Source organism: Barnesiella sp. B2-R-119, assembly GCF_023656675.1.
Taxonomy (GTDB): Bacteria; Bacteroidota; Bacteroidia; order Bacteroidales; family Barnesiellaceae; genus Barnesiella; species Barnesiella intestinihominis.
Map to the genome: position 1 here is coordinate 403549 of NZ_JAMOKL010000002.1, position 26771 is coordinate 430319.

The window sequence follows — 26771 nt, forward strand, 5'->3', positions numbered from 1 at the left end:
GCTATGGAAACCTCCAAATTAACAGCAGAAGGTATTATCGGCGAGGCTGTGCGCATCGGAGCCAAGATGTCCGGTAGCGAGTTCCCGATAGAAATCTTTCCTATCAGGATTCAGCGCATCATCAGCAGTTTGCACGATTGTCAGGGCTATCCCGTGGATTATGTCGCTGCGGCTATCCTTGCAGCCATTGCCGTGGGGATTGGAAACTCCCATCTGGTGCAGGTAAAGCGCAACTGGCAGGAAAGTCCCATTCTGTACATGGCACTGATTGGACGCCCCGGAGCCAATAAGAGTCATCCGCTGAGTTTCGCTTTCCAGCCGTTTATTGAACATGACTATTGTCAGAATCAGGAGTATCAGAAGTTGTATGCCGAGTATGAACGCGCTATGTCCATGAGCAAAAAGGAACGCATGGAAGCTGGTTTGGATGAGTTTCCGCAAGCTCCCGTGCGCAGACGCTTTCTTGTTTCGGATATCACTCCCGAAGGATTGAGCCTGATACATGCCCAGAATCCCAGAGGACTCTGCCTTTGGTCGGACGAGCTGTCGGCCTGGTTCAAGAATTTCAACCGCTACAATAACGGTTCGGAAGAACAATTCTGGCTTTCGGTGTTCAATGCCAAGCCCACGATTTCCGACCGCAAGAGTACGCAAAGTTCCATTTTTATCAGACGTCCTTATATCTCCGTTATCGGTACCATCCAAAAGAAGATTTTGGGCGAACTGGTCAAGGGCGAGCGTTCGAGTAACGGTTTCATAGACCGTATTCTTTTCGTGATGCCTGAATCTGTTTTGAAAAGCAGATGGAACGACCGGGAAACTCCTGAAAAACTGGAAATCCAATGGCAACAGATTATCGACAAGTTGATCGCACAGGATTGTCCGCATGACGAGAATAATGAGTTGCAGCCTCAATGCCTGCCATTCGATGAAGATGCCAAGCAACAGCTTTACAGTTGGCAGCATGAAAATGCCCGCCAATGTGATATGGAAACCAATGATGCTTTGGTAGGTATTTACTGCAAACTGGAAATCTACATTATCCGGTTTTGTCTGATTATCCAGCTTGCCCGATGGACTTGCGGAGAGTGCGACAAGCATACGATTGACCTTGAAAGCGTGAACCGTGCCATCCTGCTGACTGAGTATTTTCGGACTACAGCCGTAAAAGTGCAGACTGCCGTCAGTCAGGAACAGTTGAGCGAATTGCACCGCAACATCTACCTGAACCTGCCTCAGAGGTTTACTACGGCAGAAGGTATCGGCATTGCTGAAAGTTACGGGATGAAGGAACATGCTTTCAAGATGTTTCTAAAACGCCACATCGGAACATTATTCAGAAAAGAGAATCATGGAGAATACAGTAAATAAACCTGTTACTATGCACATTTTCGCAACCGAGGGGTTTGTGAAGTTGCGAAAATGTGCATAGTAACATCCAAACAGAAAGAAAAATGAACTACAGATTCAAGTTAGAACCATACAAAGGTGTCAGCACCCGGCACACATGCCCGAACTGCCACCGCAAAAGTTGTTTCGCCAAATACATCGATACGGAAAAACAAATCAGCTTTCCTGACTATGTAGGGCGATGCAACCATGAACAAAAGTGCGGCTACAACTATACGCCCAAAATGTACTTTGATGAGAATCCGATTGCCAAGGAGCGATTGAGTGAAGAGTTTGTACCAGTGTCAAAGCCACGCACCAGTCTGTCTCCTGAACCTTCATTCATAGAGCCGGAAATCATGAAGCAGTCCCTGAAGCTGTATCACACGAACAAGCTGTTTCAGTTCCTGAGTTTCCATTTCGGACAGGAGGCTACCGAAGAACTGATGTTGCGCTACCATGTAGGAACCTCGAAGCATTGGTCGGGATCTACAGTTTTCTGGCAGGTAGATATTTCCGGACGGGTACGCACCGGAAAAGTGATGCTCTACAATCCCGAAAACGGAAGAAGGATTAAAGAGCCGCACAACTACATCACGTGGGTACATTCCCTTTTGAAGAAAGAGAATTTTAACCTCCGGCAATGCCTGTTTGGTGAACATCTTTTGTCCTCCGACCAGCAACGTCCGGTTGCCCTTGTGGAGAGTGAGAAAAGCGCTTTGATATCCAGCTTCTATCTGCCGCAATATCTATGGATTGCTTCGGGCGGAAAGAACGGAGCGTTCAATCGGGATGCCATGAGCGTATTGAGAAACCGACGTGTCCTGCTCTTCCCCGATCTGGGTGCGACCGACTATTGGAACAGTAAAATGGAGATGATCCGAAGCCTGGGAATAGAGGTTTCTCTCTTCGATTTTATGGAAAGAAATGCAACAAAAGAAGAACGTGATGCAGGTTATGACATTGCCGATTTTCTGCTGAGAGAAGAAACTAAGGAGGCTATTTTTAATCGTCTTATCACATTGAATCCAGCCCTAAAAACACTGGTCGAGACTTTCGATTTGCAGCTTGTAAATGTGGAGAAAACACCTCTTTCAGCAATGGCTCAACGTTCCTAGAAAGGAATTTTCAAACGATGACTTTCTGATGTCTGATTCACTTCTTTTTCACTGGAGCAAGTTTATGCCGGTGTATTACATTTCCCGGCCACTTGCTCACCTCAAAAGACGGTGAGACAGCTCCCGATGGTCACAATTATTAATCTCAAAAGCAAATAGTATGGACAAGAAAAATACAGTTACAATCCGTCTTACAGACGAACAGTTCGGCTGGCTCAGAGCACTCAGCCGACGCAGTAAACGCAGTCAAAGCGAAGTAGTGCGTTCGCTCATCGAACATGGTACAGTACGCGAACGGATTACAAGAGAAAATATTGACATCATCCGTAAACTGATTGGCGAAAGCACGAACCTGAATCAGCTTGCCAAACGAGCCAACGTTTACGGTTTTTATCGTGTGGCTGATGAGTGTCGGACCGTCGCCCAAGAGATTTCCCAACTCATAAAACAGCTCAAGGATGATAGGTAAGATTGTCAAAGGCACATCGTTTTCCGGGTGCGTAAACTATGTGCTGAAAGAGGATAAATCGCGCCTGCTGAAAGCGGTTGGTGTCTACGGTTCACCTGAAGAAATAGCGGAACAATTCGAGTTGCAGACTTTACTGAACGACAAGGTCAAGAATACGGTCGGCCATATATCATTGAGCTTCTCCGCAGAAGACGGAGACCGCATCCGTGACGATGATGGGCTGATGCTGAAAATCGCCCACGACTATATGAAGTTGATGGGAATCGAGAACACACAGTTCATCATCGCCCGGCATACTGATCGTGACCATCCGCATTGTCACATCGTTTACAACCGGGTGGATAATGATGGCTACACCATCAGCGACAAGAACGATCGCTACCGAAATGAAAAGGTTTGCAAGATGCTGACAGCCCGTTACCGCTTGCATTTTGCCGAAGGAAAAGAGCATGTCAATTTCATGCGGTTACGTCGTCATGACAAGGTAAAGTATTTTATCTATCATGCCTTGAAACGAGAAGTTCCGAACGCCCGAAGCTGGAGTGAACTGAGACTGGCCTTACGGAAGTACGGAATTGATACGCAATGGAAGCTAAGTCGCACGACCGGAGAGATGCAAGGTGTCAAGTTCACATGTGACCAACTAACTTTTAGCGGTTCCAAGATTGATCGTCAGTTCAGTTTCCTGAACATCGACCAGGAACTGAGATATAACGCTCTTTCCGCTACCATGAACCAGCGTCAGGTACAGGCAGCAACCATACGCGAGGAACCTCGGCATGAATACCAGCAGGAGAATCATTCCGGCATCAGTGTGGGATTGTTCATACCCTCTCCTACGGATTATGATACAGAGGAAGCGATACAGGCCAACCGGCTTAAAAAGAAGAAAAAGAAACCGAAACGCAAGCGAGGTTTCAGTCTATAATCAAATTTTTATTAACCATCAAAATTCAAATTATTATGAACTATTCCGATTTTATTTACGATTTCAATCTCTATTTGTGTGAGAGATTCGGTTACAGAAACTGTTGTTCCATTATGCACAACGCCAACGGCATTTGTGTTTCTGTTCATGTAGGCGAAATGGATTTATACATCCGCTTTTGGGAATACAGTTGTGGTGTTGGCAGCATCCCCGACTGGAGCATTATCATTGTACGCAGCAACTTCAAACGAAACCAGCAGGAAAACCTGAAAGACCTTGCCCGATTCTTCAAGGAATACGCCCCACGCTATGGTTACAAATACCTCTGCACCGAGGATGATGACTACAAGTATTATCAGACCCTTGGCCTGAAACTTATCCACAGAGGATTTTTCAGACAATATAATTATGGGTTGCCGTTAAAGGAGTTGAATGTCTGATATTAGGTTTAAAGAAAATGAGGGGGTGTTTCCTCTCATTTTCTCTTTATATACCGATAAATCAGAATTTAGAGGCGATGGCGAAACAACTCTATGATTATTGGTTTGTACAATTTGACTTTCCAGATGAGAATGGAAGACCATATAAGTCAAATGGCGGTGAGATGGTGTGGAATAAAAAACTAAAGAGAGAGATTCCTAAAGGATGGAATGTCTTAAAACTTGGCGAGCGTTGCTCTTTCAACAAAAGAACGAGTAGCGGTTATTTCAATCACTCAATCCTATATTTGGATACGTCAAATATCACCAATAATACAATTGATGAACTACAATTTCTGAATCCTTCGAGTGATATTATTCCGAGTAGGGCAAGGCGATTAGTGCAAGAAGGCGATATTGTTTACTCAACAGTGCGCCCAAATCTTAAGCATTTTGGCATTATTATGAATCCCGATTATAATATGGTAGTTTCCACGGGATTTGCTGTAATAACTGCAAATTGGAGTGCATATCGTTACTTCATTTATCAGTTCCTTATTCAAGCTGCAACAATAGAGAATTTATCTACTATTGCACAATCAGCCGTAAGTGCCTACCCATCAATAAATACATCAGATATAGAGAATCTAGATTTAGTAGTGCCTCCTGATTCTATGATAGAGGAGTATGCAAAAATATCTTGTAGATTGTATTTGCAGATAGATACAAATTATAAGGAAATAAAGTCTCTCACTAAGCAACGCGACGAACTTCTACCGCTTTTAATGAATGGTCAGGTGTCGGTAAATTCTGATTTAGCAACTATTTTAAACCTTTTCCCCCAAAAACACTATTTATAAATATACGTGGGATATTCCCATAAGATCACTAAATTAATTTTATTATGAACGATAAAATTATTCAAAGAAAATTGGTCAAAATCATCTGTGAATATTGTGGAAATGAGTTCTATACAGAAGCAGGTTCTAAATTCTGTTCCGAATGCGAAAAGCATTGGAATGAAGACTAATGAAAAAGATTCAAGAGGGGCAGTTTTGGTCTCTCTAGAATTATATTCTATATTATGATGTTATCATTATCTTATAGAATTATGAAAGAGAACATCATTCAGGCCATAGTTGCGAAGATGCAGCGTAACTTAGACAGCAGACAAATGGCACAGCTTAAAACTGTGCTTGCATCAGAACTACATAATGTAGAAATTATTGAAAAAGCAGATTGTCTTAGCAAACAATCACAAGAAAATGAACATCTTCTAAACTCTTTCATATCAGCAAAAAAGATAGAAGGATGTTCGGACAAAACATTAGCCTACTACCGTAATACCATTGAACGATTATTGGTTGTACTATCTGTTGCAATTTGTCATATTACCACAACAGATATTCGCTCCTATCTTTCTGAATATCAAGAAGAACATCAATCAAGCAAAGTAACCATTGACAATATGCGACGTATTTTTTCTAGTTTCTTTGCATGGTTAGAAGATGAAGATTATATTGCCAAAAGTCCGGTCAGACGCATTCACAAGGTAAAAACGGATTCACTTGTTAAGGAGGTGCTTTCTGATGAACAGTTGGAACAACTGCGTGATAGTTGTACTAATAAACGAGATCTTGCTCTTATAGACATCCTTTCGTCTACAGGCATTCGTGTAGGAGAACTTGTAAAACTGAACCGTGATGATATAGATTTCCACGAACGGCAATGTATTGTGTTCGGAAAAGGTAATAAAGAACGCATCGTTTATTTCAATGCCAGAACGAAGTTACATTTGCAGCAATACCTCGATGCACGCACAGATAGCAATCCTGCTTTATTTGTTTCACTACATTCACCATTCACTCGCCTAACTATCAGTGGTGTAGAAGTGCGTATCCGGAAACTTGGGCAATCCCTTTCTATGCCTAAGGTCCATCCTCATAAATTTCGTCGTACGCTTGCAACAATGGCCATCGATAAAGGTATGCCAATCGAACAAGTGCAGCGATTGCTCGGTCATGTACGCATTGATACCACATTGCATTATGCCATTGTTAATCAAAATAATGTAAAGCTGGCCCATAAGAAGTATTTAGGGTGAAGTACAGTACTGGATTCTGCCTGAAAATGCGTAACTTCGCATCCCAAAAGGATGTAAATGAAGATAAAAGACATTATAGATCAATTTATAGCTGGCGATTGGGGCGAAGAAACTTGTTCCAACGAAACGTCTTGTGCAGTAACCTGTGTACGTGGGGCAGATATTGTTCCTATATCTGAATATGATTTTTCTACAATTCCCATACGTTATATTAGTCAACAATCATATTCAAAAAGATGCCTTCAAGTAGGCGATATCATAATTGAGAAGTCAGGCGGTAGCCCAACGCAATCTACAGGGCGTGTTTCTTTTGTATCACAAGAATTATTGGATAATGTTGGCCCTGTTGTATGTTCTAACTTTTGTACAGCTTTTAGGCTAAAAAAAGGTTGGAATCCTCTCTATGTATATTATTATTTTCAGTTCATTTATAATCTTGGAGTATTTTTTAATTTTGAAGGTAAAACTTCAGGATTAAAAAATCTTCAACTGGAAGTTGCATTTGCCACTATACCAATTGAAGATGTTAGTCTAAGCATCCAAGATAACATTGTGTCTATTCTTCAATGTTTAGATAAAAAAATTGCCATCAATCGTTCTATAAATCAGAATTTACCGATACTTGACCATTCATCAGAAGAGGTAGAAGTTCATTACGCTGCTTAATAAGGCTTTCGTTTTCCTTTTGAATCTCTAACTGTCTGTCATTGAGGGCTGATACCATTTCTTCCCATAAATCTAATACATTATCACTTGGCTTTAATATTGGGAACTTCAGTATATCCTCACGAGAAACCTCTTTGAAGGTTGTTCCTGTACCCAATTGTTCTATCTGTCTGATATGATGTTGTAGATAATAATATAGATAAACGGCAATGTTTCCCGATTTAGGGGCAAAGCTCTTAAAACCCTGGTTTGTACACAATTCGGTTTTTGAGATTGCCAATAAACCTATTGGTGCACGGCTTGACATCAATATTGTATTTGAAGGTAACAAATGAGTGCTGCAAGAATCATAGCCTACCTGTGAAATGTTTCGTTCTCCTTTATAGACAAACTTTTGCTTTTGGTCAGATAAATCCTTTGGAGTAATCCAAACTATGTCCCCTCCATAATTTAATTCATTAATAGTTGAGGGAGTTGCACCATTATAAATCTCAGCAACATCATCTATTTGCTTTGTTTCCCATGAAATAGGTATATCACGCTTCAGTTTCTTATTCCAAACCATTTCGCCACCACTAGATTTATACGGCCTTCTATTTTCATCAGGAAAATCAAACTGCACAAACCAGTAATCGTAAAGTTGCTTTGTCATCGCCTCTAAATTCTGATTTAGCGCATGATTAAGGTTGATTTTATTATCAATGTAGGAAAGAAGCTTACCAATTTGCTTTTGTGCTGATTTTGAAGGTAAAAAGACATTTATATTTAGGAAGTCATTCGGATCTATTCTCTTATGACTTCCTGATGTATTTGTATTTTGACCACATAAATAATTCGTAATCCCATCAGAAATCAGCAAATAATATAAATACTGATAATCTACAATATTCTCATCGACAATAAGTGGTAAAAACTCCGTTGAACACAATTTGTTTGTGTCCTCATTGTTAATTCTCCATACACGTTTAAAGCGGACATTCAGTTTATTAAATAATATACATTTATTTGGCACAGAAAACTTATTACTCTGTATATAGTTACCATCCACAATTTCACATTGCATACCGTTATCAAAAGAAGGTAGACTATACAATTTGTAAATAGTACCAGAATTAGGTGATATAGTAATAGTATGCAATTTTACGATTTCTCCTAACTTATATCTTTTCAAATCCATAACTTCATCTTATTGTTTCTTACCTAACATCCCTCTAACTTGTTTGTCAAAGTCAGAATCGATCCTTTGAGTTTTATTAAAAATATCGTATTCACTTTCAGCCTTAGCTTTTGCCTGTGATGCAGAGATACGGCCTTTGTCCGGAAGAATCTGATAATCATTAAATGTAAGGAACTTATTGACACTTGCAGCAAATTGTTCCATCGTGAAAGTATTATGCCGTTCAATCTGATTTTCAATATAATCAAAATATGATGTTACAGTCCTTTCCAGTTGCCGGATCTCTTTTTCAGTCAGATAATTCTTGGCTACAGACACATCCGATTTGAGAATCCGACCATCAGGAGAATTTTTCCACGTAGTCAGTCCCATGTGTTCTTTTGTATGATCGGCTTTCGAATAGATAATCTCTGCTGCAGTCTGTCCTGTAATAGCATAATGGAAGCGATTTTGTACCATGGCATAAAACTCTTGAGTAGTCAGAGCGTTTTTGTCATAATCAATACTGCATTCCGCATATATATCAGTAATCTGTTGCCAGATACGGCGTTCGCTGGCACGAATAGAACGTACCCTTTCGAGCAATTCACGGAAATAATCCTTGCCAAACACTGCAGTCCCTTGTTTCAACCGTTCATCATCAAGTACGAAGCCTTTCCGGATATACTCGTTCAGAATTTTGGTTGCCCATTGCCGGAATTTTGTAGCTCTGAGTGAATTAACCCGATAGCCTACAGCAATAATTGCATCAAGGTGATAGAAATCGACAGAAGATGTTTGCGTCTTGCCTTCCATAGCGCCATGTCGAGTGGTTATTTCCATTTTGGAAACAACCACTTCTTTCTGCAGCTCTCCTTCCTGAAAAATATTCTTCAGATGTTTACTGATAGCAGGAACCCCAACTCCGAAAAGCTGTGCCATAGCCTTTTGGGTACACCAAATAGTTTCGTCTTTGACGATTACCTGTACCTTTCCCTCTTCATCTGGAAGACTATATAACAAAAACTGTATTTCGCTATTCATTGTTCCCGATATTAGCATTAAACCTTAAAGCGTCCAACTGCTTCATTATCTCTTCCTCCAGACGATGGCTTTCAGCAAACTGTTCGCTCAATGTCTTTTTATATTCTGCCATGCGGGAATTAAACTCCTCTTCCGTAATATCCACATAATCTATCTTGATGTCGAAATATTGCCCGGCAGACAACGAATAATTTTTCTCAATGATTTCATCGTAGCTTACAGCAACCGAGAAATCCTCGACGGCTTCTTTATTTTTGAATGTATTGACAATTAAATCAATGTCTTCATTCAGCAATCTGAGTTTTTTATTTTTCCCTTCCTTATATTCCTCTCCTAACTTGCTTGCATCAATCAATATGACTTTCTCGGCAGAAGCAGCTTTGTCAAAGAACAAGACGGAAACATTCGTACCTGTATTTGCAAACACATTGCTTGGCATGGAGATGCAGCCATACACCCAGCGGTTTTTAATAATTTTCTCCAAAACCTTTCTTTCAACTCCACTTTTGGCTGTAATGAATCCAGTAGGAATAACAATTGCCCCTTTTCCGGCCGTTTTCAGCGAATTGACAAGATGCTGTATAAAGCATAGATAGATAGACATTGACTCTTTCTTCTTTGCCGGGATAGATGGTACACCAGCCCAAAAACGTACTGTATCAGAAGCCAACGTGTCTCTAAAATCCGAGAAATCCAGGTTGAATGGCGGATTGGAAACCACGAAATCGAATTTTCGAAGTGTTCCGTTTTCTTCCTTATGGTAAGGTTCTGTAAGTGTATTACCTTGTACAACATTCGGAAGACTTCCTGAAAGATTGTTCAGAATGAGATTCAGTCGAAGCATCTCACTGGATTTTTCAGATATATCCTGACTGAAGATCGTACAACGGTCTTCTCCTATCTGATGAGCCAATGCCATAAGTAATGTACCTGTTCCTGCTGATGGGTCATAACAGGTTATACCTCGCAAGTCAGCATTATCACCAACCAACAAACGAGCCATTACCTGTGCAATTGCTCTTGGAGTATAATATTCCGCATATTTTCCGCCTCCTGCGTTATTGTAATCTTTTATAAGATACTCAAATATTCGTGAGAAGAAGTCATATTTTTCTGCAAAAACACTTTCAAAATTGAATGACGCAACGGAACTCATCAATGAACGTGCAAATTCATCCCTTTTCTGCGGATCTGTTACAAACTGTGTAAGCGCACTAAATATATTGACCCTGCTTTTCCCGGAAGTTACAACAGAAAAAGTATCTGCATTCAGATTGGCAATATCAATCAGTGTAGCATCCAGCCTTGTAGAAAAATCTCCTGCTCCGGAGGTATTGTACAAATGCGCTAATGTATGTTCAGGTTTAAGCAAAGGAACAGATGCTGGAAGATAGCTGAACAAATCTTCGACTTCTTCTTCCGTAAATTTATCATATTCAGCATCCCACTTGTCTGCCTTGCTCAATCTTTCTCCATAGATTTTATCACGTTTTGCCTCATATCCGAATTTGTCATTGAAATACTTGTACAGGAACATTTCCGTAATAATCTTGTACTCACCTCCACTATTGGCAAGACCGAAATGGGAAGTGGTCGATTTCAATGAGTCGATAAGGGCTATTGTAGCTTCTGATATATTCTGGGTATTTGCATCCATATTATCTTAAGTGAACTTGATTGTATTGGTTTATATATTCATTTGCAATGAGATTGTTGATAAACTTGCGGTCAGAGATACTTGCATTTATTCCCAAATCTATGAGTTGATGACCTATCATAGCCAATGTGTCTCTCTTGAAACTGTTTTCATTCGCAATGATGTTAATATCAAGGTAAATCCGGTTATCAATCTCACGTTTCATTTTTGACAGACTTTCTGCTATTTCGTATTCGGCTTTAGAAATAATAGGCCTTTCACGCTTTTCATTTTCCTCTTCTATCCGCTTGTGAATACGAACAAAACGCTCGTCTCCCTGATATTTCTTTTTGAGTATATTGTTGCGACGGTTGATTTCACGAATTTTCTTCATCACCGCATCCATATAATCAATGCTTTCTTTTGCATCTTGAGTACTTTGAGGGACAAAACCTTTCTTCCTAAAATATTCCCGAAACTCGTCAGCTAAAATCACATACTTGTCTTCCGTTCTATCAAAGTTAGCTTCAAATTCAGCCTGAACTCTTTCGCAACGTTCGCGGATGTCATTGACAATAATACGCAATTCCTCTGAAATTCCTTTTTTGAACTCGAATTCCAGTTCTGAAAGAGCAACATTGATGATTCCTGAGACATCCGCCTTATGTTCGGTACTTTCCAGCAGATTCATTCGTTCGATACGGTGCGAAACCTCTGTAATGAGTGTAGGAATACTACCTTTGGGAAGACTGTCAATTTTTTCTTTAAGTTCTTCATCTCCAAATGCCCTTATTTGATTTATGATTGCTTTGGCATTTTCAAGAGTAGAACGGAGCGTATATAGATTTTCTTTATTCTCAATCTCGTCTATTTCCTTTCTGAATTCTTCAAGATTATCACAAGTATAATTGAACAAAATGTTGCGGATTTCCTTTATCTGTTCTATAATCTGCTCCTTATCTACAATGAGAGCTTCTCCTACTGTTTCTTTTTCGCCTGTTTCCTCAATATCAGCAGTACGGTTTAATTCACGCAGATAGCGGTCATTCGTAGCATCGAAATTTTCCTTGATATTCACAAAATCCACGACATACCCATACTTGAATTTATGGTATGGCCTGTTTACCCTTGTCAATGCCTGCAGCAAATCATGCCCGTCAAGACTACGCCCCAAATAGAGTTTCTTCAAACGGGGAGCATCAAATCCGGTCAGGAGCATCTGATTGACAATCAAGATATCAACTGATAGCTTCTTCTTGTATTCATCAATGTATGCCTTACGTTCTTCCTTATCTCCTTCATCATGCAAAATTAAAGAAGCCCTAAGCGGTTTTGTATGATTTCCATAGGCTACCATAGGCTCAGCAGCCATCATCAGATTTTCATCATGTTTCTCTTCTATATACAATGCCTTATTAAAGCGTTCTTGCCACAAACGATACATTTCACGGGCTTGTGGATTTGTCTTGCATACAATCATCGCACCCACCGTATCATCAGCTTGTTCAATACGGAACCGTCGGAAATCGGCTATAATATAGTCTATTAAAGCATTAAGATAAGATTCATGTTCAATGATCTTGTTACGGTCAATATCACTTTTCCTGACTTCAATACCACCTGCCAGTTTGTCAAGAATACTCTCTATTTTCTCTTTATAGATTGTTTCGACAGGTTCTCTCATAAGTTTCAGTGTATAGCCGTCTGCTATTGACTTGTCATAATAATACGTGTCAATATAATCACCGAATACACGCCAGGATTCCCTTTCCTCTTTCAGCAAAGGTGTACCTGTTAAAGCAATCTTTATAGAATCGCTATCGGCTGCCAATAAGTTTGCCAAGAAACTTCCTTGTGGGTTATAACCTCTATGCGCTTCGTCGATAAAGAAAATACGCTGTAAACGGGTGCTATAATTGGAATCAATCTGTATTTTGGCGGAATCCTGTTTGAATTTCTGGATATTGACCACCATAATCTCCGCTTTTCCTTCTGCATTTTCTGTCAAATTCGTACTGCGTATATCTGACATCAATTCTTCTCTGCTGTTAGCCGTCCTGACAGACAGTCCTCTTGCCACGAATTCATCCTTGGCCTGCTCCATCAAGTCAAGACGATCCACAATGAAATAAAATTTCACGGCGGTTTTCTTTGCTGCATAAAAATCAGTCAGACTACGTACGGAATAATACGCCAAGGCTGTTTTTCCGCTACCCTGTGTATGCCAGATAATTCCGCTTTTTACACCATTATTCAATTTTTTTCGAATGGCAAAAGAGGCAAAAAGCTGTTGGTAACGCATTACATGTTTTTCCAACTGGGTAGTCTTACTACCATCTTCCAATTCGATCTTTCTATCTACATAGGCAAAGCCATATCTTAGTAAAAAGAGAAATCTCTCTTTACAGAGCATAGATGTTAGGATCCTGTTGGTTGGAGTATTTACATCTTTATTTGTGTTATATTCAGGTAAGTTTTTGATAACGACACAATTTCTGTGTTGCAATATCTGTTTCTCCGTACTATCAGATACAACCTTATAAGGATACCCTGCCACAAAACCTTTATCAGCCTCACGGAAGACGTTGAAGAAAGCTTTGCTTTTGGATGTACAGCAATAAAATGCACCTTGAATCGGAACTCGACTTTCATTGTCATATTCCTGGTTGTTGGAAAATATCATCAACTGAGTAATATTCAGGAATCTCCGGAATTTTTCGTTACTCATGCGCAAGTTGATACGCTCCCTTTCTGCTAAAATACCGTCATGGTTATTCGGCTTCTTAACCTCAATAAATGCTAATGGAAGTCCGTTTACAAAACATGTTATGTCCGGTCTAAAACTGTCTCCGCTATCCTGATTCTCGCACTCAAATTCAGTGGTTACATGCCATTCGTTACGATCGGCATTTTGGAAGTCTATCAGTTTTATATTACTGTTGGAAGACAGTTTGTTATAAAACTCCCTTCCAAGATCATTATTATTAAGTATCAATATGATTTCACTCAGCAATTGCTTTGCCTGCAAATCGGACAGCTCTGGGTTTAGACGTTGAACACTACGCAAAAAAACATCCGTCAGAATATTAGTCTTGCTGTCATATTCTGTTATATTGTCCAAATATGTATATCCAAGCCTACACAAATGTAAGGCAGCCGGAACCTGCACTCGTGTATTTTCATTGAATTTGTATTCCATAACTTTACCTTTCTCCTTTATCGGTTATCAATTCCTTCAAATCAACTTGAAGAATCTCCGCAATTTGCTGAAGAGTATCCAAATTAGGCTGTGAACGGTTACAAGCATACGCATTGACCATACTGAAACTCTTACCAAGTTTCTTAGCTAGCCATGTTTGAGAAATACCCTTTTCTGCTAAAACAGGTTTTATTCTGTTCAATTTCATAATACAAACACTATTATTCCACAAAAGTAGTGAATTATATTATATAATAGGCTTCTTTAGTCGCACTTTTGTATTGTCCAAGAAATGTTTAAGTGTTTTATTCTGTAAACTTTCGAAGTATTGTCGGGGGCATTTAATCCTAAACAAAAAAATATAGGAATAGGATTATCAATACTTCCAACTGAACAAAAAACTCTAACCATTACTCATATTCTTGATAGATATAATTTCTGCTAAAATAACACACTTATCCGAGAATATCATGAAAACTTTAGAATACAACCAAATACTCCCATATTTTCATTGTTAGTATATTAAATTCATTATCAATATATTAAATCAATTTTATAAAATTCAACTTGATACAATTGTCTCATTAGGAAATGAAGCGAATAAACAAGCTATGAGTTTAGAAATCAAATATTCACAAAAAATTAGGGTTTCACCTACTTCGCATTTCCACGACAGATGCAGTGAATCAGAAAATGATTAAAAATTCATTATTAGAAGTTTTATGAAATAGTAACGAAGAAGGATATTATCAAAAAAGCTTCAGCTTTATTTCTTGATATATACTTTAAATTATTACTTACAACAACCTATAAGACGGTTGTAAATTCTCGAAAGGCCAACCGTTTTATCATTCAAAAGGAAACCGCATTGCCAACAGCAACTCTTCCTTTTCTTAAACGCATTCAAAGGTTATGTAACTGTTTTTCTGTTATAAAATCACATCCATCTAAATAAATAGGAGTAGGCAATGAAACAGGATGTGGCTTGTATACTTTCACACTTTTAGATGCGTTCTTAAAATACATAACCTCTCTTTCTGTACATGGCGATTTAATGCTATTATCCGTCATCACATAAAGTAACGTCTTGGATTGATCCATTCTTAGTTCTAGAGCTTTCCATGTATCATGATTTTGATTTTGACGATTCAGCATTACTCTATCATTTACCCAATCAATATATACAGTCTTTCCTTGCTGATTAAGGAGAACTTTAAGTTGTAAAAGCTCATTAGCATCAAGTGAACTATGAGAAAGAAAAACATCATATTCCTGATACAACATATGTTGATTGGAGTATATAAGTTGAATTAATTCTGTGGGATTTTTCTGTACGTCAATTGGTTTTAGCATAGAGAGACGTCTTTTACCTTTACGTTTCTTTGACAACCATGGATTTTCTCCTAGTCTCTGAAGGGAATAAAAGGCCATTTCTCGAAGATCATCGTTTTTCTCGCAAGCATTTATCTTATTCAAGAATTCTATCGTTTCATTACATCGGAACTGAGTTGCCTCTAGGAGTATCAGGTAACGTGCATTGATGTCAAGAGGAGAACTCTTACGCGTTTTAAAATATGATTTGATCAGTTGTTTGATGTATGGAGGGCAAACCTCCTGAACAAAAACAAGATTTGAAGCGAGCTTATCATTACGCCGCCTTTTCTTCTCTTGCCCTTTAAGAACTAAAGATGCATACTTATTATTCCTATCCTGTTCATTCAAATATTTAGATAAAGAGCGCATATGAACCGTATGTTTTAAATACTGTTCTGGAGTATAATATGGAACTGTACGAAGCCCTTTACGGCTTCTTCGATAAAAATCATTTTTCTTTTCCTTACAATAACGTACAATATCCTCCCATTGACACGGATAGCACTCTTTAAATGCAGACAAGAAATCCTTAAAAGAGAAATTCTTTGGCATAACTTCAAACAACTTTTCAGAAATATGCTTTAGATGTAGGTTCTTCTTGAAAATCATATCTCGATAATTCTGCTTGCGGTAGTAGATGGACATATATTCAAATGCTTATTTATTAACGCTAATGTGTAGTTTATAAGAATTATTTTTCTCATAATCATCTTTAATTCGTTCTGCGCGTTCTATTAATGAGGTAACATGATATTTAAAGTAATCCCATCTAACCATAGGAATATAGCTATATTCGCCATACCAAATTCTAGTATTATTTTGACAATCAACAATATCCGGATATTTTTGATTAAATAAATTCTCTTTTATTATTGTAAACATCCAATCTTTGATATATGTTGTACAACCTGTTTCGCAGCATGTATTTGACTTTAATGCATATTCATAATTCCCTTGTTTATCAGGTAAAACAACTGCGAGTATTGCATTTCTATGACTCTTTCTGTCACTACGAACCGTTTCTCTTAATGAATAATAAATTTCCCATGGAATCCATTGCGATTTATCATACTTTCCATACTCTTTCATATTTGGGGAAATTAGGACAATAGTAATAGTCGTGGGAAAGATTCTGTCCTTTAACTCTTGCCAAATTTCATCTTCTGACCAATCAGACAAATCTTCTCCATCATGCTCTCCAAAGAATATATGATCCTCTGCAGCTAATAGTTTTTCTATCTCGTCCACATAATGACGTGCCTTGGTAGGAAAATGCCCAAACAAGTGTTGTACATTTTCATCTGCATACTTGTAAGATACGAATACGTTTCTTGCCATAATAAAAGGATATTAGTTATATATATTGATAATTATTGTAGCTACTATAATCATAATTTGCACCTATAACTGATGGCTGTGTTTCAGATATAAAACTCATAATTAGTCTAAGTTTATATGCACATCATATGCATCTTTGTTGTCTTTTATTTCAATAGCCTTTTCTATGTAATAATTATGATTTTCAATAAATTCATCCCATTTTACCGTTTTAAAAAATGAAGGTTCTTCATTTGTATATATATTCTTCCCATTACATTGTCGAAACTGTTTTTCCTTGATATTAAAACTGTTATCTTGTAAAATTTTAAACAATAGACTTGTGAAATGGGTAGTGCAATTACAATATAAATCTGATTTATAATACCAATTATATAAACCGGTTTCATCAGGAAGAACAACTCCTAATATAGCATTCATTTGCTTAGTATTGTTGCCATTAGGTACAGTGCGTAGAGAATATGAAACTTCCCAAGGTATCCATTGATCTTTCTCTGGTTGATTCGTTTTCATTCCTTTAGATACTAATACAATTGTTATTGAGCATTGCCTGATTTTAGACTTTAATACTGTTTCTATTGTTGTATCAGAAAATTCAGCTAAACTCTCTCCATCCTTCTCCCCAAGGTTTATATTGTCTTTTCCTATTTTTTCTTGCAACTTGTCTACATAATGGCGGACTTTGGTATCCACTCTTACCATTTGTCCCCATTCATTTTTTTCATAAACACCTAAGTCTTTAACTAGGGTATCGGCGTATTTGTATGACACGAAAACTTTTCTGCCCATCTTGATTATATTTTATTAAGTAAATATTTCTGGAATAAAGACATGTATGCATAGTCTTTTACTAATCGCTCATTCTTATCTAAAAATTGTTCATCATATATTTTTTTTGCTGCTGCTCCAGTACTTGCTATAGGTAAAGTAATGGCATGTGGATGTTTCTTTATGAACATTCTATATTCTTCCTCTACTCCTTCCATTCCACCTATAAAAACACCAGCAGCAAATTCATATTCATCCAACATTCTGTTTCTCATTTCCAACAAAGATTTTTCTCTATCGTCATCAATAATATCTGTTAATACTATATTTTTGAATTTATTATTATCTTCTGGAAAATATTTTTCAAAAAATCTTGATTGGTATAGTGTTATGTGCTCTTGAATATTCAAATTCAACTTTTCCATAACATTATATATTAAAGGAGTAATAGACGGATGACCTCCCCAAATGAGTTTATGGCAAGGGAGCACTACTGTTGTTAATGCTATTACTGCATCTCGTATTGCTATAATATCAGCTGTTTCTATATATCCTGGATCTCTTTCTTGCAAAGGAATACTTGCTGATAAAAATATATTTTTTATTTCGTTGTTTCTAGCCATTTCTTAAAATCTTGTTTTTTTAAAGTCAATATATCTTTTTTAAAGTTGCCATTTAACCAATCTAGATGTTTTAACCATTTATCTCTAATTCTTAAGTCGTCATATATCAGTCTAATACAAGTGTGTTGCGGATTTTCATTATATCGGTATTGAATCTCTGCTGCTTGGCAATTGAAAGATTGTGGAACTCCGATTGTGGGGATGTAAATGATTCGTTTGTCAGATATCACTTCAGTTAAATATCTTTCAGGTTGAACCGTAATATTTCTGCCACATTGCTTGGCAATACTCATGAATTCGGTTATTAAATTATCTTGCCTAGATGCTAAATTTCTAGCTCGTACCGACTCTACCAATTGCACTATTTCTTCAACTTTGTCATTGTTTAGTTTTGATTTATCCTTATTGTCATAGATTGTATCGACGAAATCAGCCCCTTCTAATTTTAATGGGAAACTTAGATGGGAAATAGCATCAACCTTATGATTGGGCCAAACTAATTGAACAATTCCAATTTGTTTTGAACCAGCTTCAGCGAGCTCTTCCTTACACCAATGACTTTCCAAAAATCCCGGAGTATTTAGTAATAGTATTACATCACAATCAGTCATCCTGTGCCACAGTTCCTCTTGGAAAGGTTCTCCTTTTTCGATGGAATGTGTATCTAAGAAGACATCGAAGTGATGAGATTCGAGGGCTTCATACATTTGTATGGCCACAGAGGTTGATTCTGATCTTTTATAACTTATAAATATTTTTCTTGTGTTTCTCAAGAGTTCAAATGCCTGTAAAACAACATTTGCAATCCGACATCGTTGATTATCATTATATAGAATTCCATTTTGATTTTCAAGTTCTTTCGGTATTTCGTCTGAGAAATTGTTGTAATAAACTGGAAGTATCATTGTTCCATCCTTAATTAATTTGTCGACAATAGGTAAATCTTTAAAATTTCCATTTTTGTCTCCAAAGTATATAGAGAATGTCGGTTGATTCCCTACATAATCTTCTTCCCAATTACTTCGGTCTATTATATTTAGAATACCTTCAGGTAATTTTAAATTGGTAATTTCTAATATAATTTGAGTCTTAATTTCTTCGACAATAGAATCTTCTATTGAACCTAATAAGATTAATTGATACCTATATTTCATGTTTCTCTTTTTTATCTGTCTTTTAATTATCTTTAATATCTAAATATATAACAAAGTTACTAATTCATATCGAGAAAGGTGAAAAAACGGCAAGAAAACATTACTTACGAAACATATAAAGTCACAAAAGGCGTATTTTACAATCAGGCATCAGGAATGTTGTGTTATACGGATTGAAAACGAATCTGAAGTTACAGCAATAGATGAGAGTGTATACTACATAGATTGTTCTGCCGTCTGAGTAAGCTTCAGCAATGTAAAGTTAAGGAATAGGGAATTATTACAGGTTATGTTGATATCAGATTGAAATTCTATAGCACACCATTCAATTGATAGAATAAATTTACGAATTTTATTGACAACCAGCAAATTCCTTTAGGGAGATTCTATAAAAGTAAGACGGCTTATTCTGGGTGATAGTCGGCCACTTGAGTTTGATTTGAATGGTATCATATTTCTTTTCCTTTCCGTATTATCTGACACAACCTATTCCATGAGTACTAGATATATTTGTACACTATCTAAACGGTCCCATAAACTATAACAACACATGCAAAATGGCTTCATATTAAATTGTAGTTTGGGCTTACATCTTCCATTTTCTTACTTAAAGTCTGATTATTTTCATAATAGTCAGAGCTACGAAAGGATTTGTACTCACTTCTTCGATCAATCACGGTTCTTTCAACCAATCAAGACCAGTAAGTACATAAACTTATTCTTTTTTGGAAGCCCTTTCACGTTTCTTGAGACTCAAATCCTGCAAGGCCTTTCCCATTGTATCTTCTTTTGCAAGCAGAAGAATATCGTCATCCAGCTGAAGCGCATAAAGCACCCTAAGATAAATGCCTATTGCTACTGTCGGTGCCCCTTTCTCGATACGTGAAACCGTAAGAGGCGAACAGGTAGCACGTTCGGCAATCTGAGCGATACTAAGGTTTCTATGCAATCGTGCAAGTCTGATTTGTTCTCCCACAATTTGCATCTTCTGCTCCAATTTTCTTGGCAATTTGGTACACATTGTACTTTTTGTCATAACTCAATATATCATATAATATACAAATTTATTGGTTTTACTTTATTTTATGATATGTTACAGAAATAAATTTTCAATTTTACTCTTTCCGTAATCAGTAATCAGTTTGGCCACATCATTGGACGTTAAGACATTAAATACTATTATATTATTCGTAGTGTTCGTATTTCACCTATAACAAACAATATATTGTTTCTTACTGGAAAGCGAAACTCATTATGATTGTACAACTTTTACCTTGATATTTATACAAAGAAGACACAAATCAGTAAAATACTACAATAAACGTATATACACTTTTTGTAGCAACAGTTTTTGTAGTTACATTTTATGTATTATATTTGTACACTAAATCAAAAATAGAGCGTTATGGAAATTCCGTTTATATTTGGAAAGATTGCTACCGAGAAGAATTTTACTGACCGTGAGAAAGAAACAGCCGACTTGGTTCAGAACTTTACGTCGCTAATCAACACGATTATTATCTCTCCTCGCCGTTGGGGTAAAAGTTCGCTTGTAAATAAGGCTGCAAAATTAGCGATGGCGCAGGACAGCAACCTCCGAATCTGTCATATCGACCTGTTCAATGTACGTAGCGAAGAGCATTTTTATTCGCTGCTCGCCCAGAAGGTCATTGCCGCCACTTCCACAAAATGGGAGGAGGCAATCGAGAGTGCGAAGAGTTTCTTTTCGCATCTTGTTCCCAAAATTTCAATCGGTACAGACCCCACCAATGAGGTTTCAATCGACTTTGATTGGGAGGAGGTAAAGCGCAATCCCGATGAAGTGCTCGATCTTGCCGAAAAGATTGCCAGGAAGAAAGGCCTGAAAATCGTGATTTGCGTAGATGAGTTCCAAAATATCGCGGAATTTACTGACCCAGACTATTTCCAGAAAAAGTTGCGTTCACATTGGCAGCTGCACCAGAGTGTGGCCTATTGTCTCTATGGCAGCAAGCGCCACATGATGATGGAAGTGTTTACCGACTCTTCCAAACCATTCTACAAGTTCGGCAACCTGATGTTTCTCAATAAGATTGAGACGCCTTGCCTTGTGGAATTTTTCAAGAGTCGTTTCGCTGATACCGGTAAGAACATTGACGATGAAGCAAGCCATTTGATTGCAAAACTCGTAGATAACCATCCATATTACGCACAGCAGTTGGCACAGCTTTCATGGCTCAGAACAAAGGATGTATGTACCGTTGAAATCGTACGTGAGGCACACACAGCGTTGGTGGAACAGTTAAGTCTGTTGTTTGTAACAATTACCGAAACACTGACCACCCAGCAACTGAACTACCTCAAAGCTCTTATAGCCGGAGAAAAGGCCATCAGTTCGACCGAAGTAATGCATCGCTATCAAATCTCTTCAACGACCTCAATATCCCGCTCAAAGGCTACCCTTATCAAGAATGATATATTGGATAATAAAGCCGGTGAAATCTCGTTCCAAGACCCGATTTATGCCTATTGGTTGAAGACTGAATATTTCGCAAAATAATAAAACTATGAATAAATGTAACCGTACTTGGATTGCCTTCGCCAATAAGAAAAGATGTAGGCATGCTGATGCAATAAATACCTTAGGGTTTATTTCTTGGAGAATGGGGAGAGCTCGTTTCGCCATAGGCGATATCGTATATCTGTTTATGTCCGATGAACGTTATGTCCGTTTCAAAATGATTGTAACAGCAGAGAACTGCAAACGTGAGGATAAAGAATTTTGGATAGAAAAGGCTCCTGATGATAAAACTTATAAACTGGAATTGCTTGCAGAATCAAATCGTTCTCGATTGACAGAATCCGATTTATTGCAACATGGATTTAAAGGAGGTAAAAGTTTAGAAATTCCCAATTGCAACAATATGGAATTGATAAAATATATTAAATCTGTATTTTAATATTACTTTCTTATCAGCAGACTTAAGTTCCGAATATAACAATTCTATGATTGATTTCTATTTCACTTAATTGTCTATTCATAGTGCAAAATATAGCAATAATTTGAACAGAAAAAGAAATAATACTTCCTTTTCTGTTCAGAATATTACTACTTTGGCAATCTTAAAAATAGCGACTGCTGTCACATAAGTCTGTTGTTTTTAACCATCACCGAAACACTGAACACACAGCAACTTGAACTACCTCAAGGCTCTTATAACCGGAGAAAAGGCCATCACTTCGACTGAAGTGATGCATCGCTATCAAATCTTTTCAGTGACCTCAATATCCCGTTCAAAGGCTACCCTTATCAAGAATGATATATTGGATAATAAGGCTGATGCAATCTCATTCCAGGACTCGATTTATGCTAATTGGTTGAAGACAGAGTACTTTATGGGATAACAGAAACTTCCAAATTTATTTCAGAGCTATTTTTATAGCTTTTATCACCTATAATCGACATTTTTCGTAAGTATTTGTACCGTACATTTTGATATTCTGCAAATTACACTTACTTTTACTTTCCAAAATGGAGATACAAGTCGAAAATGGTGCTAAAATCACCAACTTATATGTTATATGATACTTGATAACATATAAGTTACACCTTTCAAACAATAAACATATTATGCAATGAGCAGATATTATGTAATCAGTCCGAATGTCGAAAACGATGGAAATATACAAGATTATCTGGAACAAATGTTTCAGACACATACTATAATGATGGGATGGTCGCCTCAAGAGCACAAAGGTAAGATGTTTGATGAAATGCAAATTGGAGACTATGTTATTTGTGCCCGTGGAGCGAACAAAAATAAGCAGATCTTTTTTGCAGGAATGGTTTCTTCTGAAAACTCACATGACTGGCCTTATACTAGAAAGTTAACCGGATTTGTGGATTTAGGAAAGGAGAAAATTGAGTTTGGAAACAACAATGCATTTGGCAGTTCGGCTAGGATACCAGCTATTTATGAATTAAAAAAAGATAATGAAGCTGACTATGAAATCTGTAAATATATTAAATTAAAAGTTGACGCTATGATATCGAAGGAGAATTTATATGCCATCATAGATGTTTTGAAGACAAAGAAGAACATTATTCTTCAAGGAGCTCCAGGAACGGGCAAGACGTATAGTACTATCGAAATCGCACTTAATATTTGTGGAGTAAACACTTTGTCATTAAGTCGTGAAGATATGATAAAAATATATAATGACTTGAATCAAAAGGGGCAGATAGCATTCTCTACTTTTCATCAAACAATGGATTATGATGATTTTATTGAAGGCTTAAAGCCGCAATTGGAGAATGGGCAAGTCACATACGATATTGAGGATGGCATATTTAAGAAAATTTGCCAAGATGCAAGTATCAAAGGCGACTCAAATTTTGATGAATGTTACGATAAGTTATTGGCTGAAATTCAGAATACTGATTTTTACCCTATAAAAAGTTCTGGTGGTGCTATTTTTCATGTAGCAGTAAATTCAAAGCAAAATCTTACACTTTATACTGGCAAAGAGAAAAAAATGAACGGAGTCCTTACAAAAGAAAATATTCGCCTTGAATATTTTGGGCATGGTCCCAAATATTGGGTAGGGTATAATAAGGGGGTTGTAAACAAACTATATGCTGATTTTGGGCTGAAATCTCCAGTGCTATGTAAGGATAAGAATTATGTACTTATTATTGATGAAATTAATCGAGGAAATATATCAAAGATATTTGGAGAACTCATCACTTTGATCGAATCAGACAAAAGAGAAGGAAAGACAAATTGCATTTCTGCTAAGCTATCTTATTCTAAAATGGATTTCTCAGTTCCTGATAATTTGTATATTATTGGAACAATGAATACTACAGACCGAAGCGTCGGAAACATTGACTATGCCATTCGCAGGCGTTTTGCTTTCTGCACGCTTGAATCTTTGTGGGAAGTTGCGGAAAATAGCTATTCTGATGATGCCCAAAAGGACGAAGCGAAGAAACTATATCTTGCCGTTCAGAACTATATTAAACAAAGTGCTGTGGATATGGATTATGAAGATTTGATGGTAGGTCATAGCTACTTTATGTACAAGGAAGAAGAAAGTCTGGAACAGCGGTGGAAATTTGAGATACTACCTCTACTGAACGAATATTATAAGGATGGTATTTGCTGCAAAAGTCCGCTTGAAGACATTCGCAAAAAATCAGATGGCAAAGAAGAAAAAAGTCTGTATATGCAGAAATTTATAGAGAAATATAATACAGATTATTAATTATGTTGAGGACCCCAATAGTTATCACCGAGCACCAAACCTATGTTCCTTCGGAGGATTTTGATATATATTCTTTTCTTACGGCACACAATGTGGAATTACCGGGAATCCCTGCTGATTATATGGGGACACCTCAATGCCTTGCTATCGATTCTACTCTTACGGCAAGCTATTACATTGGTGCCACGTGGCTGGTTGAACGGGAACTTCCTGTGATAGTTCTTCCTAAGATTCCCAATATAGACTATTTGGAGATGTTCATGGTTGCGCTTTCAGTGGATTCAAAACATGGAGAGGGATATTTTTCAAAATGTTATGGCATTGACTTTGACAAGTCGCCTATTGAGACTACAGAGAATCTCAGCCAACTTACACCATTGCTTCTGGTACATTACGTGACTTTAATGGAGCAACTAGTCAGATATGGACTCAAAAGGGATTATGTGATAATAACAAAGAATCTGAAGAACAAAGTCAAAGGTAGCCTTGTCATTTCGCAGCAAATAAAGAAGAATATTATATATCAAAGAAAAAATCGAAATGTATGCACGTATCAGGTTTACACCACAGATATTCCGGCCAATCGGTTATTAAAACGTGCACTATTGTTTGCCCAAGCTATGCTCTTGAAACTGTTGCCCTCAAACAAACGTACGGGTGAATTGCAAGCTCGCATCAATAAAATAATGACTGCCTTCGTTAATGTATCCGACAATATAGAAGTTTCTGCCGTTAAATATTGTGGAGGAAGCAAGCTATTTAGGTACTATGAACAAGCAATCAAAGTGGCGAAAGATATACTTCACAGATACGACTACTCTTTGTCTAATATCAGTAAGAAGAATCATTTTACTCCATGTTTTTGGATAGACATGTCAAGGTTGTTTGAATTGTACGTATATAGTAAGTTGTATCACGCATACCAAGATAATATCCGTTTTCAAGTACCTGGTTATCGAAAGACAGCTGTTGACTTTATCCATATCGGAGAACGGTTGATTATTGATGCGAAATATAAACCCAAGTATGAAATGTCTTATACCGGGATAGTACCAGATATTAGAGAAATCAGTGGTTATAGCAGAGATCTTTCTATTTTGAAAAATTTTGGTTCAGACTTTATTGTATCGAATAAGGAGGTCAGATGCCTGATTATCTATCCGCAAAATGCCTTTACCGATCTGATAAGGAACGATGATAATATACTTCAAGAACTGCAAGAGATGGATTCTATGAACGAGTTTCTGACAACAAATACATCTCTGTGGAATCAAGCAAGTCCTATGAAGTATTTTAGAAATTTCAGAAAACTGAGAATTCCATTACCAACTGTTGTATGATTGCTTCGAGAGAAGAATTAAACGTAAAACTCGTAAGTGTCATTGAGTTCAGAAATAAATATTTAGAATTTTAGAAAACAAACTATAGATTATATTGAATAAGGAATAGGATGCTCTAAGATGGGTGTTATAGAAGCTCCACAATGATTGTAAAAACTACTTATTGTAGAGCATAACATATTATTGTTACTGGGTTACAGATACTCTCCTGCTACCATTCTTCCCGCTTCGTTCAACGTATTTTTCTGTATGAGTTGATGGAGTAATTTTGAATGGCTGTAATCTGATGACTGTAATTTCTTTCATATCGGCCAAAGTATGTGTCAGTTTAGTCTGCATAGAATTCAGAATCTTTGTATTATTGGTGGGCGGAATGCAATGGGTTCTCGATCATACCACCACACATTTTTATTCTTTTTCGCTTACATAATGTAAGCATGCAAAAAGTCTTAAATATGTTTGTATAGATACAATCTCTTTATAAATTATTGATCGTATATTGAATAGTAATGTAAGATTGAAGAATTATCGTTCCAGAAGTAAAGAAATTCCCAAAACTGAATAAAATTATGGATCTAATTACCACGTCAGTTTCAGAGCCATTTTTGTACCTTTTCTCATCAAAAAACGCCATTTTTTACAAGTTTTTGTACCGCACATTTTGATATTCAAGAAATTACACTTACTTTTACTTTCCAAAATGGAGGTACAAGCCGAGAATGGTGCTAAAAATCACTAACTTACACATTCTCAGATACTTGCCAACCTGTTGGTTGTACCTTTTAGAGCGCTATACTAT

Annotated in this window: 24 protein-coding genes and 2 pseudogenes; 14 read left to right on the top strand and 12 right to left on the bottom strand. The window is 37.2% G+C overall.

What is annotated here, in order from left to right; translation table 11 throughout:
• Positions 1-3: 3 nt before the first annotated feature.
• The 9 genes and pseudogenes from NBH06_RS04885 (at position 4) to NBH06_RS04920 (ending at position 7093) form a co-directional block, all read left to right on the top strand.
• Positions 4-1371: a DUF3987 domain-containing protein gene (locus NBH06_RS04885; RefSeq protein WP_250793082.1), complete on the top strand. Its 1368-nt coding sequence runs from the start codon at positions 4-6 to the stop codon at positions 1369-1371.
• Between the two features lie 83 nt (positions 1372-1454).
• The gene (locus tag NBH06_RS04890) at positions 1455-2507 is read left to right on the top strand and encodes a DUF6371 domain-containing protein (RefSeq protein ID WP_250793084.1); all 1053 of its coding nucleotides are present in this window, start codon (positions 1455-1457) and stop codon (positions 2505-2507) included.
• 160 nt (positions 2508-2667) lie between these two features.
• A complete protein-coding gene (locus tag NBH06_RS04895; protein ID WP_057317457.1) occupies positions 2668-2976 on the top strand; it encodes a MobC family plasmid mobilization relaxosome protein in 309 nt (102 codons plus the stop codon).
• A complete protein-coding gene (locus NBH06_RS04900; protein WP_178265899.1) occupies positions 2966-3904 on the top strand; it encodes a relaxase/mobilization nuclease domain-containing protein in 939 nt (312 codons plus the stop codon). Before NBH06_RS04895 ends, NBH06_RS04900 begins: the two co-directional genes overlap by 11 nt.
• A 35-nt stretch (positions 3905-3939) precedes the next feature.
• A complete protein-coding gene (locus tag NBH06_RS04905) occupies positions 3940-4344 on the top strand; it encodes a hypothetical protein (RefSeq protein ID WP_250793086.1) in 405 nt (134 codons plus the stop codon).
• Positions 4345-4400: 56 nt separating this feature from the next.
• Positions 4401-4554 (top strand): annotated as a pseudogene (locus NBH06_RS13680) (restriction endonuclease subunit S); the annotation flags it as partial.
• Positions 4539-5015: pseudogene (locus tag NBH06_RS13685) on the top strand (restriction endonuclease subunit S); the annotation flags it as partial. The pseudogenes NBH06_RS13680 and NBH06_RS13685, both read left to right, overlap by 16 nt.
• Before the next feature lie 419 nt (positions 5016-5434).
• Positions 5435-6427, top strand: a complete 993-nt coding sequence (gene xerA, locus NBH06_RS04915) for a site-specific tyrosine recombinase/integron integrase (protein ID WP_117703051.1) — start codon at positions 5435-5437, stop codon at positions 6425-6427.
• A 57-nt stretch (positions 6428-6484) separates the two neighbouring features.
• A complete protein-coding gene (locus NBH06_RS04920; protein WP_250793090.1) occupies positions 6485-7093 on the top strand; it encodes a restriction endonuclease subunit S in 609 nt (202 codons plus the stop codon).
• Here the strand turns inward: NBH06_RS04920 and NBH06_RS04925 are convergent.
• From NBH06_RS04925 to NBH06_RS04975, 11 genes are all read right to left on the bottom strand, one after another.
• Positions 7026-8270 (bottom strand): restriction endonuclease subunit S, encoded by a 1245-nt coding sequence (locus NBH06_RS04925; RefSeq protein ID WP_250793092.1) that lies wholly within the window; start codon positions 8268-8270, stop codon positions 7026-7028. The genes NBH06_RS04920 and NBH06_RS04925 overlap by 68 nt on opposite strands.
• A gap of 9 nt (positions 8271-8279) precedes the next feature.
• Positions 8280-9293, bottom strand: a complete 1014-nt coding sequence (locus NBH06_RS04930; RefSeq protein WP_178265903.1) for a virulence RhuM family protein — start codon at positions 9291-9293, stop codon at positions 8280-8282.
• Positions 9286-10950, bottom strand: coding sequence for an HsdM family class I SAM-dependent methyltransferase (locus tag NBH06_RS04935; protein WP_250793094.1), 1665 nt, complete (start codon positions 10948-10950; stop codon positions 9286-9288). The genes NBH06_RS04930 and NBH06_RS04935 overlap by 8 nt, the downstream gene beginning before the upstream one ends.
• A 1-nt stretch (position 10951) precedes the next feature.
• Positions 10952-14128 carry a type I restriction endonuclease gene (locus NBH06_RS04940; RefSeq protein WP_250793096.1) on the bottom strand — a complete coding sequence of 1059 codons (3177 nt, stop codon included), beginning with the start codon at positions 14126-14128 and terminating at the stop codon, positions 10952-10954.
• Positions 14129-14132: 4 nt separating this feature from the next.
• Positions 14133-14336 (bottom strand): helix-turn-helix domain-containing protein, encoded by a 204-nt coding sequence (locus NBH06_RS04945; protein WP_117702390.1) that lies wholly within the window; start codon positions 14334-14336, stop codon positions 14133-14135.
• 695 nt (positions 14337-15031) lie between these two features.
• Positions 15032-16111 (bottom strand): toll/interleukin-1 receptor domain-containing protein, encoded by a 1080-nt coding sequence (locus tag NBH06_RS04950; protein ID WP_181976337.1) that lies wholly within the window; start codon positions 16109-16111, stop codon positions 15032-15034.
• A gap of 48 nt (positions 16112-16159) precedes the next feature.
• A complete protein-coding gene (locus NBH06_RS04955; protein WP_117702392.1) occupies positions 16160-16840 on the bottom strand; it encodes a TIR domain-containing protein in 681 nt (226 codons plus the stop codon).
• A gap of 102 nt (positions 16841-16942) precedes the next feature.
• Positions 16943-17629, bottom strand: coding sequence for a TIR domain-containing protein (locus NBH06_RS04960; RefSeq protein WP_117702393.1), 687 nt, complete (start codon positions 17627-17629; stop codon positions 16943-16945).
• A gap of 5 nt (positions 17630-17634) precedes the next feature.
• Complete coding sequence (gene thcA / locus NBH06_RS04965) at positions 17635-18231, bottom strand: Thoeris type III anti-phage system protein ThcA (protein WP_117702394.1); 597 nt, start codon at positions 18229-18231, stop codon at positions 17635-17637.
• The gene (gene thcB4 / locus NBH06_RS04970) at positions 18210-19385 is read right to left on the bottom strand and encodes a Thoeris type III anti-phage system protein ThcB4 (RefSeq protein WP_117702395.1); all 1176 of its coding nucleotides are present in this window, start codon (positions 19383-19385) and stop codon (positions 18210-18212) included. Before thcB4 ends, thcA begins: the two co-directional genes overlap by 22 nt.
• A 715-nt stretch (positions 19386-20100) precedes the next feature.
• Positions 20101-20421 carry a helix-turn-helix domain-containing protein gene (locus tag NBH06_RS04975; protein WP_117702396.1) on the bottom strand — a complete coding sequence of 107 codons (321 nt, stop codon included), beginning with the start codon at positions 20419-20421 and terminating at the stop codon, positions 20101-20103.
• Between the two features lie 369 nt (positions 20422-20790).
• Here NBH06_RS04975 and NBH06_RS04980 point away from each other — a divergent pair, with 369 nt between their 5' ends.
• The 5 genes from NBH06_RS04980 to NBH06_RS04995 all read left to right on the top strand — a co-directional run bounded on the left by NBH06_RS04980 (position 20791) and on the right by NBH06_RS04995 (position 25972).
• Positions 20791-21924, top strand: coding sequence for an AAA family ATPase (locus NBH06_RS04980; protein WP_117702397.1), 1134 nt, complete (start codon positions 20791-20793; stop codon positions 21922-21924).
• Positions 21925-21931: 7 nt separating this feature from the next.
• A complete protein-coding gene (locus NBH06_RS04985; RefSeq protein WP_117702398.1) occupies positions 21932-22324 on the top strand; it encodes a hypothetical protein in 393 nt (130 codons plus the stop codon).
• 292 nt (positions 22325-22616) lie between these two features.
• On the top strand, positions 22617-22769 hold the full coding sequence (locus tag NBH06_RS13690) for a hypothetical protein (RefSeq protein WP_488199269.1): 153 nt from the start codon (positions 22617-22619) through the stop codon (positions 22767-22769).
• A gap of 231 nt (positions 22770-23000) precedes the next feature.
• Positions 23001-24632, top strand: coding sequence for an McrB family protein (locus tag NBH06_RS04990; protein WP_117702399.1), 1632 nt, complete (start codon positions 23001-23003; stop codon positions 24630-24632).
• A 2-nt stretch (positions 24633-24634) separates the two neighbouring features.
• Positions 24635-25972, top strand: a complete 1338-nt coding sequence (locus NBH06_RS04995) for a 5-methylcytosine restriction system specificity protein McrC (RefSeq protein WP_117702400.1) — start codon at positions 24635-24637, stop codon at positions 25970-25972.
• A gap of 186 nt (positions 25973-26158) precedes the next feature.
• Here the strand turns inward: NBH06_RS04995 and NBH06_RS05000 are convergent, their stop codons facing one another.
• The gene (locus NBH06_RS05000) at positions 26159-26311 is read right to left on the bottom strand and encodes a hypothetical protein (RefSeq protein ID WP_250793097.1); all 153 of its coding nucleotides are present in this window, start codon (positions 26309-26311) and stop codon (positions 26159-26161) included.
• Between the last annotated feature and the right edge of the window lie 460 nt (positions 26312-26771).

Coding starts and splice junctions, on each gene's coding strand:
- NBH06_RS04885 (WP_250793082.1), top strand. CDS start 4: ATGGAAACCTCCAAATTAACAGCAGAAGGTATTATCGGCGAGGCTGTG.
- NBH06_RS04890 (WP_250793084.1), top strand. CDS start 1,455: ATGAACTACAGATTCAAGTTAGAACCATACAAAGGTGTCAGCACCCGG.
- NBH06_RS04895 (WP_057317457.1), top strand. CDS start 2,668: ATGGACAAGAAAAATACAGTTACAATCCGTCTTACAGACGAACAGTTC.
- NBH06_RS04900 (WP_178265899.1), top strand. CDS start 2,966: ATGATAGGTAAGATTGTCAAAGGCACATCGTTTTCCGGGTGCGTAAAC.
- NBH06_RS04905 (WP_250793086.1), top strand. CDS start 3,940: ATGAACTATTCCGATTTTATTTACGATTTCAATCTCTATTTGTGTGAG.
- xerA (WP_117703051.1), top strand. CDS start 5,435: ATGAAAGAGAACATCATTCAGGCCATAGTTGCGAAGATGCAGCGTAAC.
- NBH06_RS04920 (WP_250793090.1), top strand. CDS start 6,485: ATGAAGATAAAAGACATTATAGATCAATTTATAGCTGGCGATTGGGGC.
- NBH06_RS04925 (WP_250793092.1), bottom strand. CDS start 8,270: ATGGATTTGAAAAGATATAAGTTAGGAGAAATCGTAAAATTGCATACT.
- NBH06_RS04930 (WP_178265903.1), bottom strand. CDS start 9,293: ATGAATAGCGAAATACAGTTTTTGTTATATAGTCTTCCAGATGAAGAG.
- NBH06_RS04935 (WP_250793094.1), bottom strand. CDS start 10,950: ATGGATGCAAATACCCAGAATATATCAGAAGCTACAATAGCCCTTATC.
- NBH06_RS04940 (WP_250793096.1), bottom strand. CDS start 14,128: ATGGAATACAAATTCAATGAAAATACACGAGTGCAGGTTCCGGCTGCC.
- NBH06_RS04945 (WP_117702390.1), bottom strand. CDS start 14,336: ATGAAATTGAACAGAATAAAACCTGTTTTAGCAGAAAAGGGTATTTCT.
- NBH06_RS04950 (WP_181976337.1), bottom strand. CDS start 16,111: ATGATTTTCAAGAAGAACCTACATCTAAAGCATATTTCTGAAAAGTTG.
- NBH06_RS04955 (WP_117702392.1), bottom strand. CDS start 16,840: ATGGCAAGAAACGTATTCGTATCTTACAAGTATGCAGATGAAAATGTA.
- NBH06_RS04960 (WP_117702393.1), bottom strand. CDS start 17,629: ATGGGCAGAAAAGTTTTCGTGTCATACAAATACGCCGATACCCTAGTT.
- thcA (WP_117702394.1), bottom strand. CDS start 18,231: ATGGCTAGAAACAACGAAATAAAAAATATATTTTTATCAGCAAGTATT.
- thcB4 (WP_117702395.1), bottom strand. CDS start 19,385: ATGAAATATAGGTATCAATTAATCTTATTAGGTTCAATAGAAGATTCT.
- NBH06_RS04975 (WP_117702396.1), bottom strand. CDS start 20,421: ATGACAAAAAGTACAATGTGTACCAAATTGCCAAGAAAATTGGAGCAG.
- NBH06_RS04980 (WP_117702397.1), top strand. CDS start 20,791: ATGGAAATTCCGTTTATATTTGGAAAGATTGCTACCGAGAAGAATTTT.
- NBH06_RS04985 (WP_117702398.1), top strand. CDS start 21,932: ATGAATAAATGTAACCGTACTTGGATTGCCTTCGCCAATAAGAAAAGA.
- NBH06_RS13690 (WP_488199269.1), top strand. CDS start 22,617: ATGCATCGCTATCAAATCTTTTCAGTGACCTCAATATCCCGTTCAAAG.
- NBH06_RS04990 (WP_117702399.1), top strand. CDS start 23,001: ATGAGCAGATATTATGTAATCAGTCCGAATGTCGAAAACGATGGAAAT.
- NBH06_RS04995 (WP_117702400.1), top strand. CDS start 24,635: ATGTTGAGGACCCCAATAGTTATCACCGAGCACCAAACCTATGTTCCT.
- NBH06_RS05000 (WP_250793097.1), bottom strand. CDS start 26,311: ATGCAGACTAAACTGACACATACTTTGGCCGATATGAAAGAAATTACA.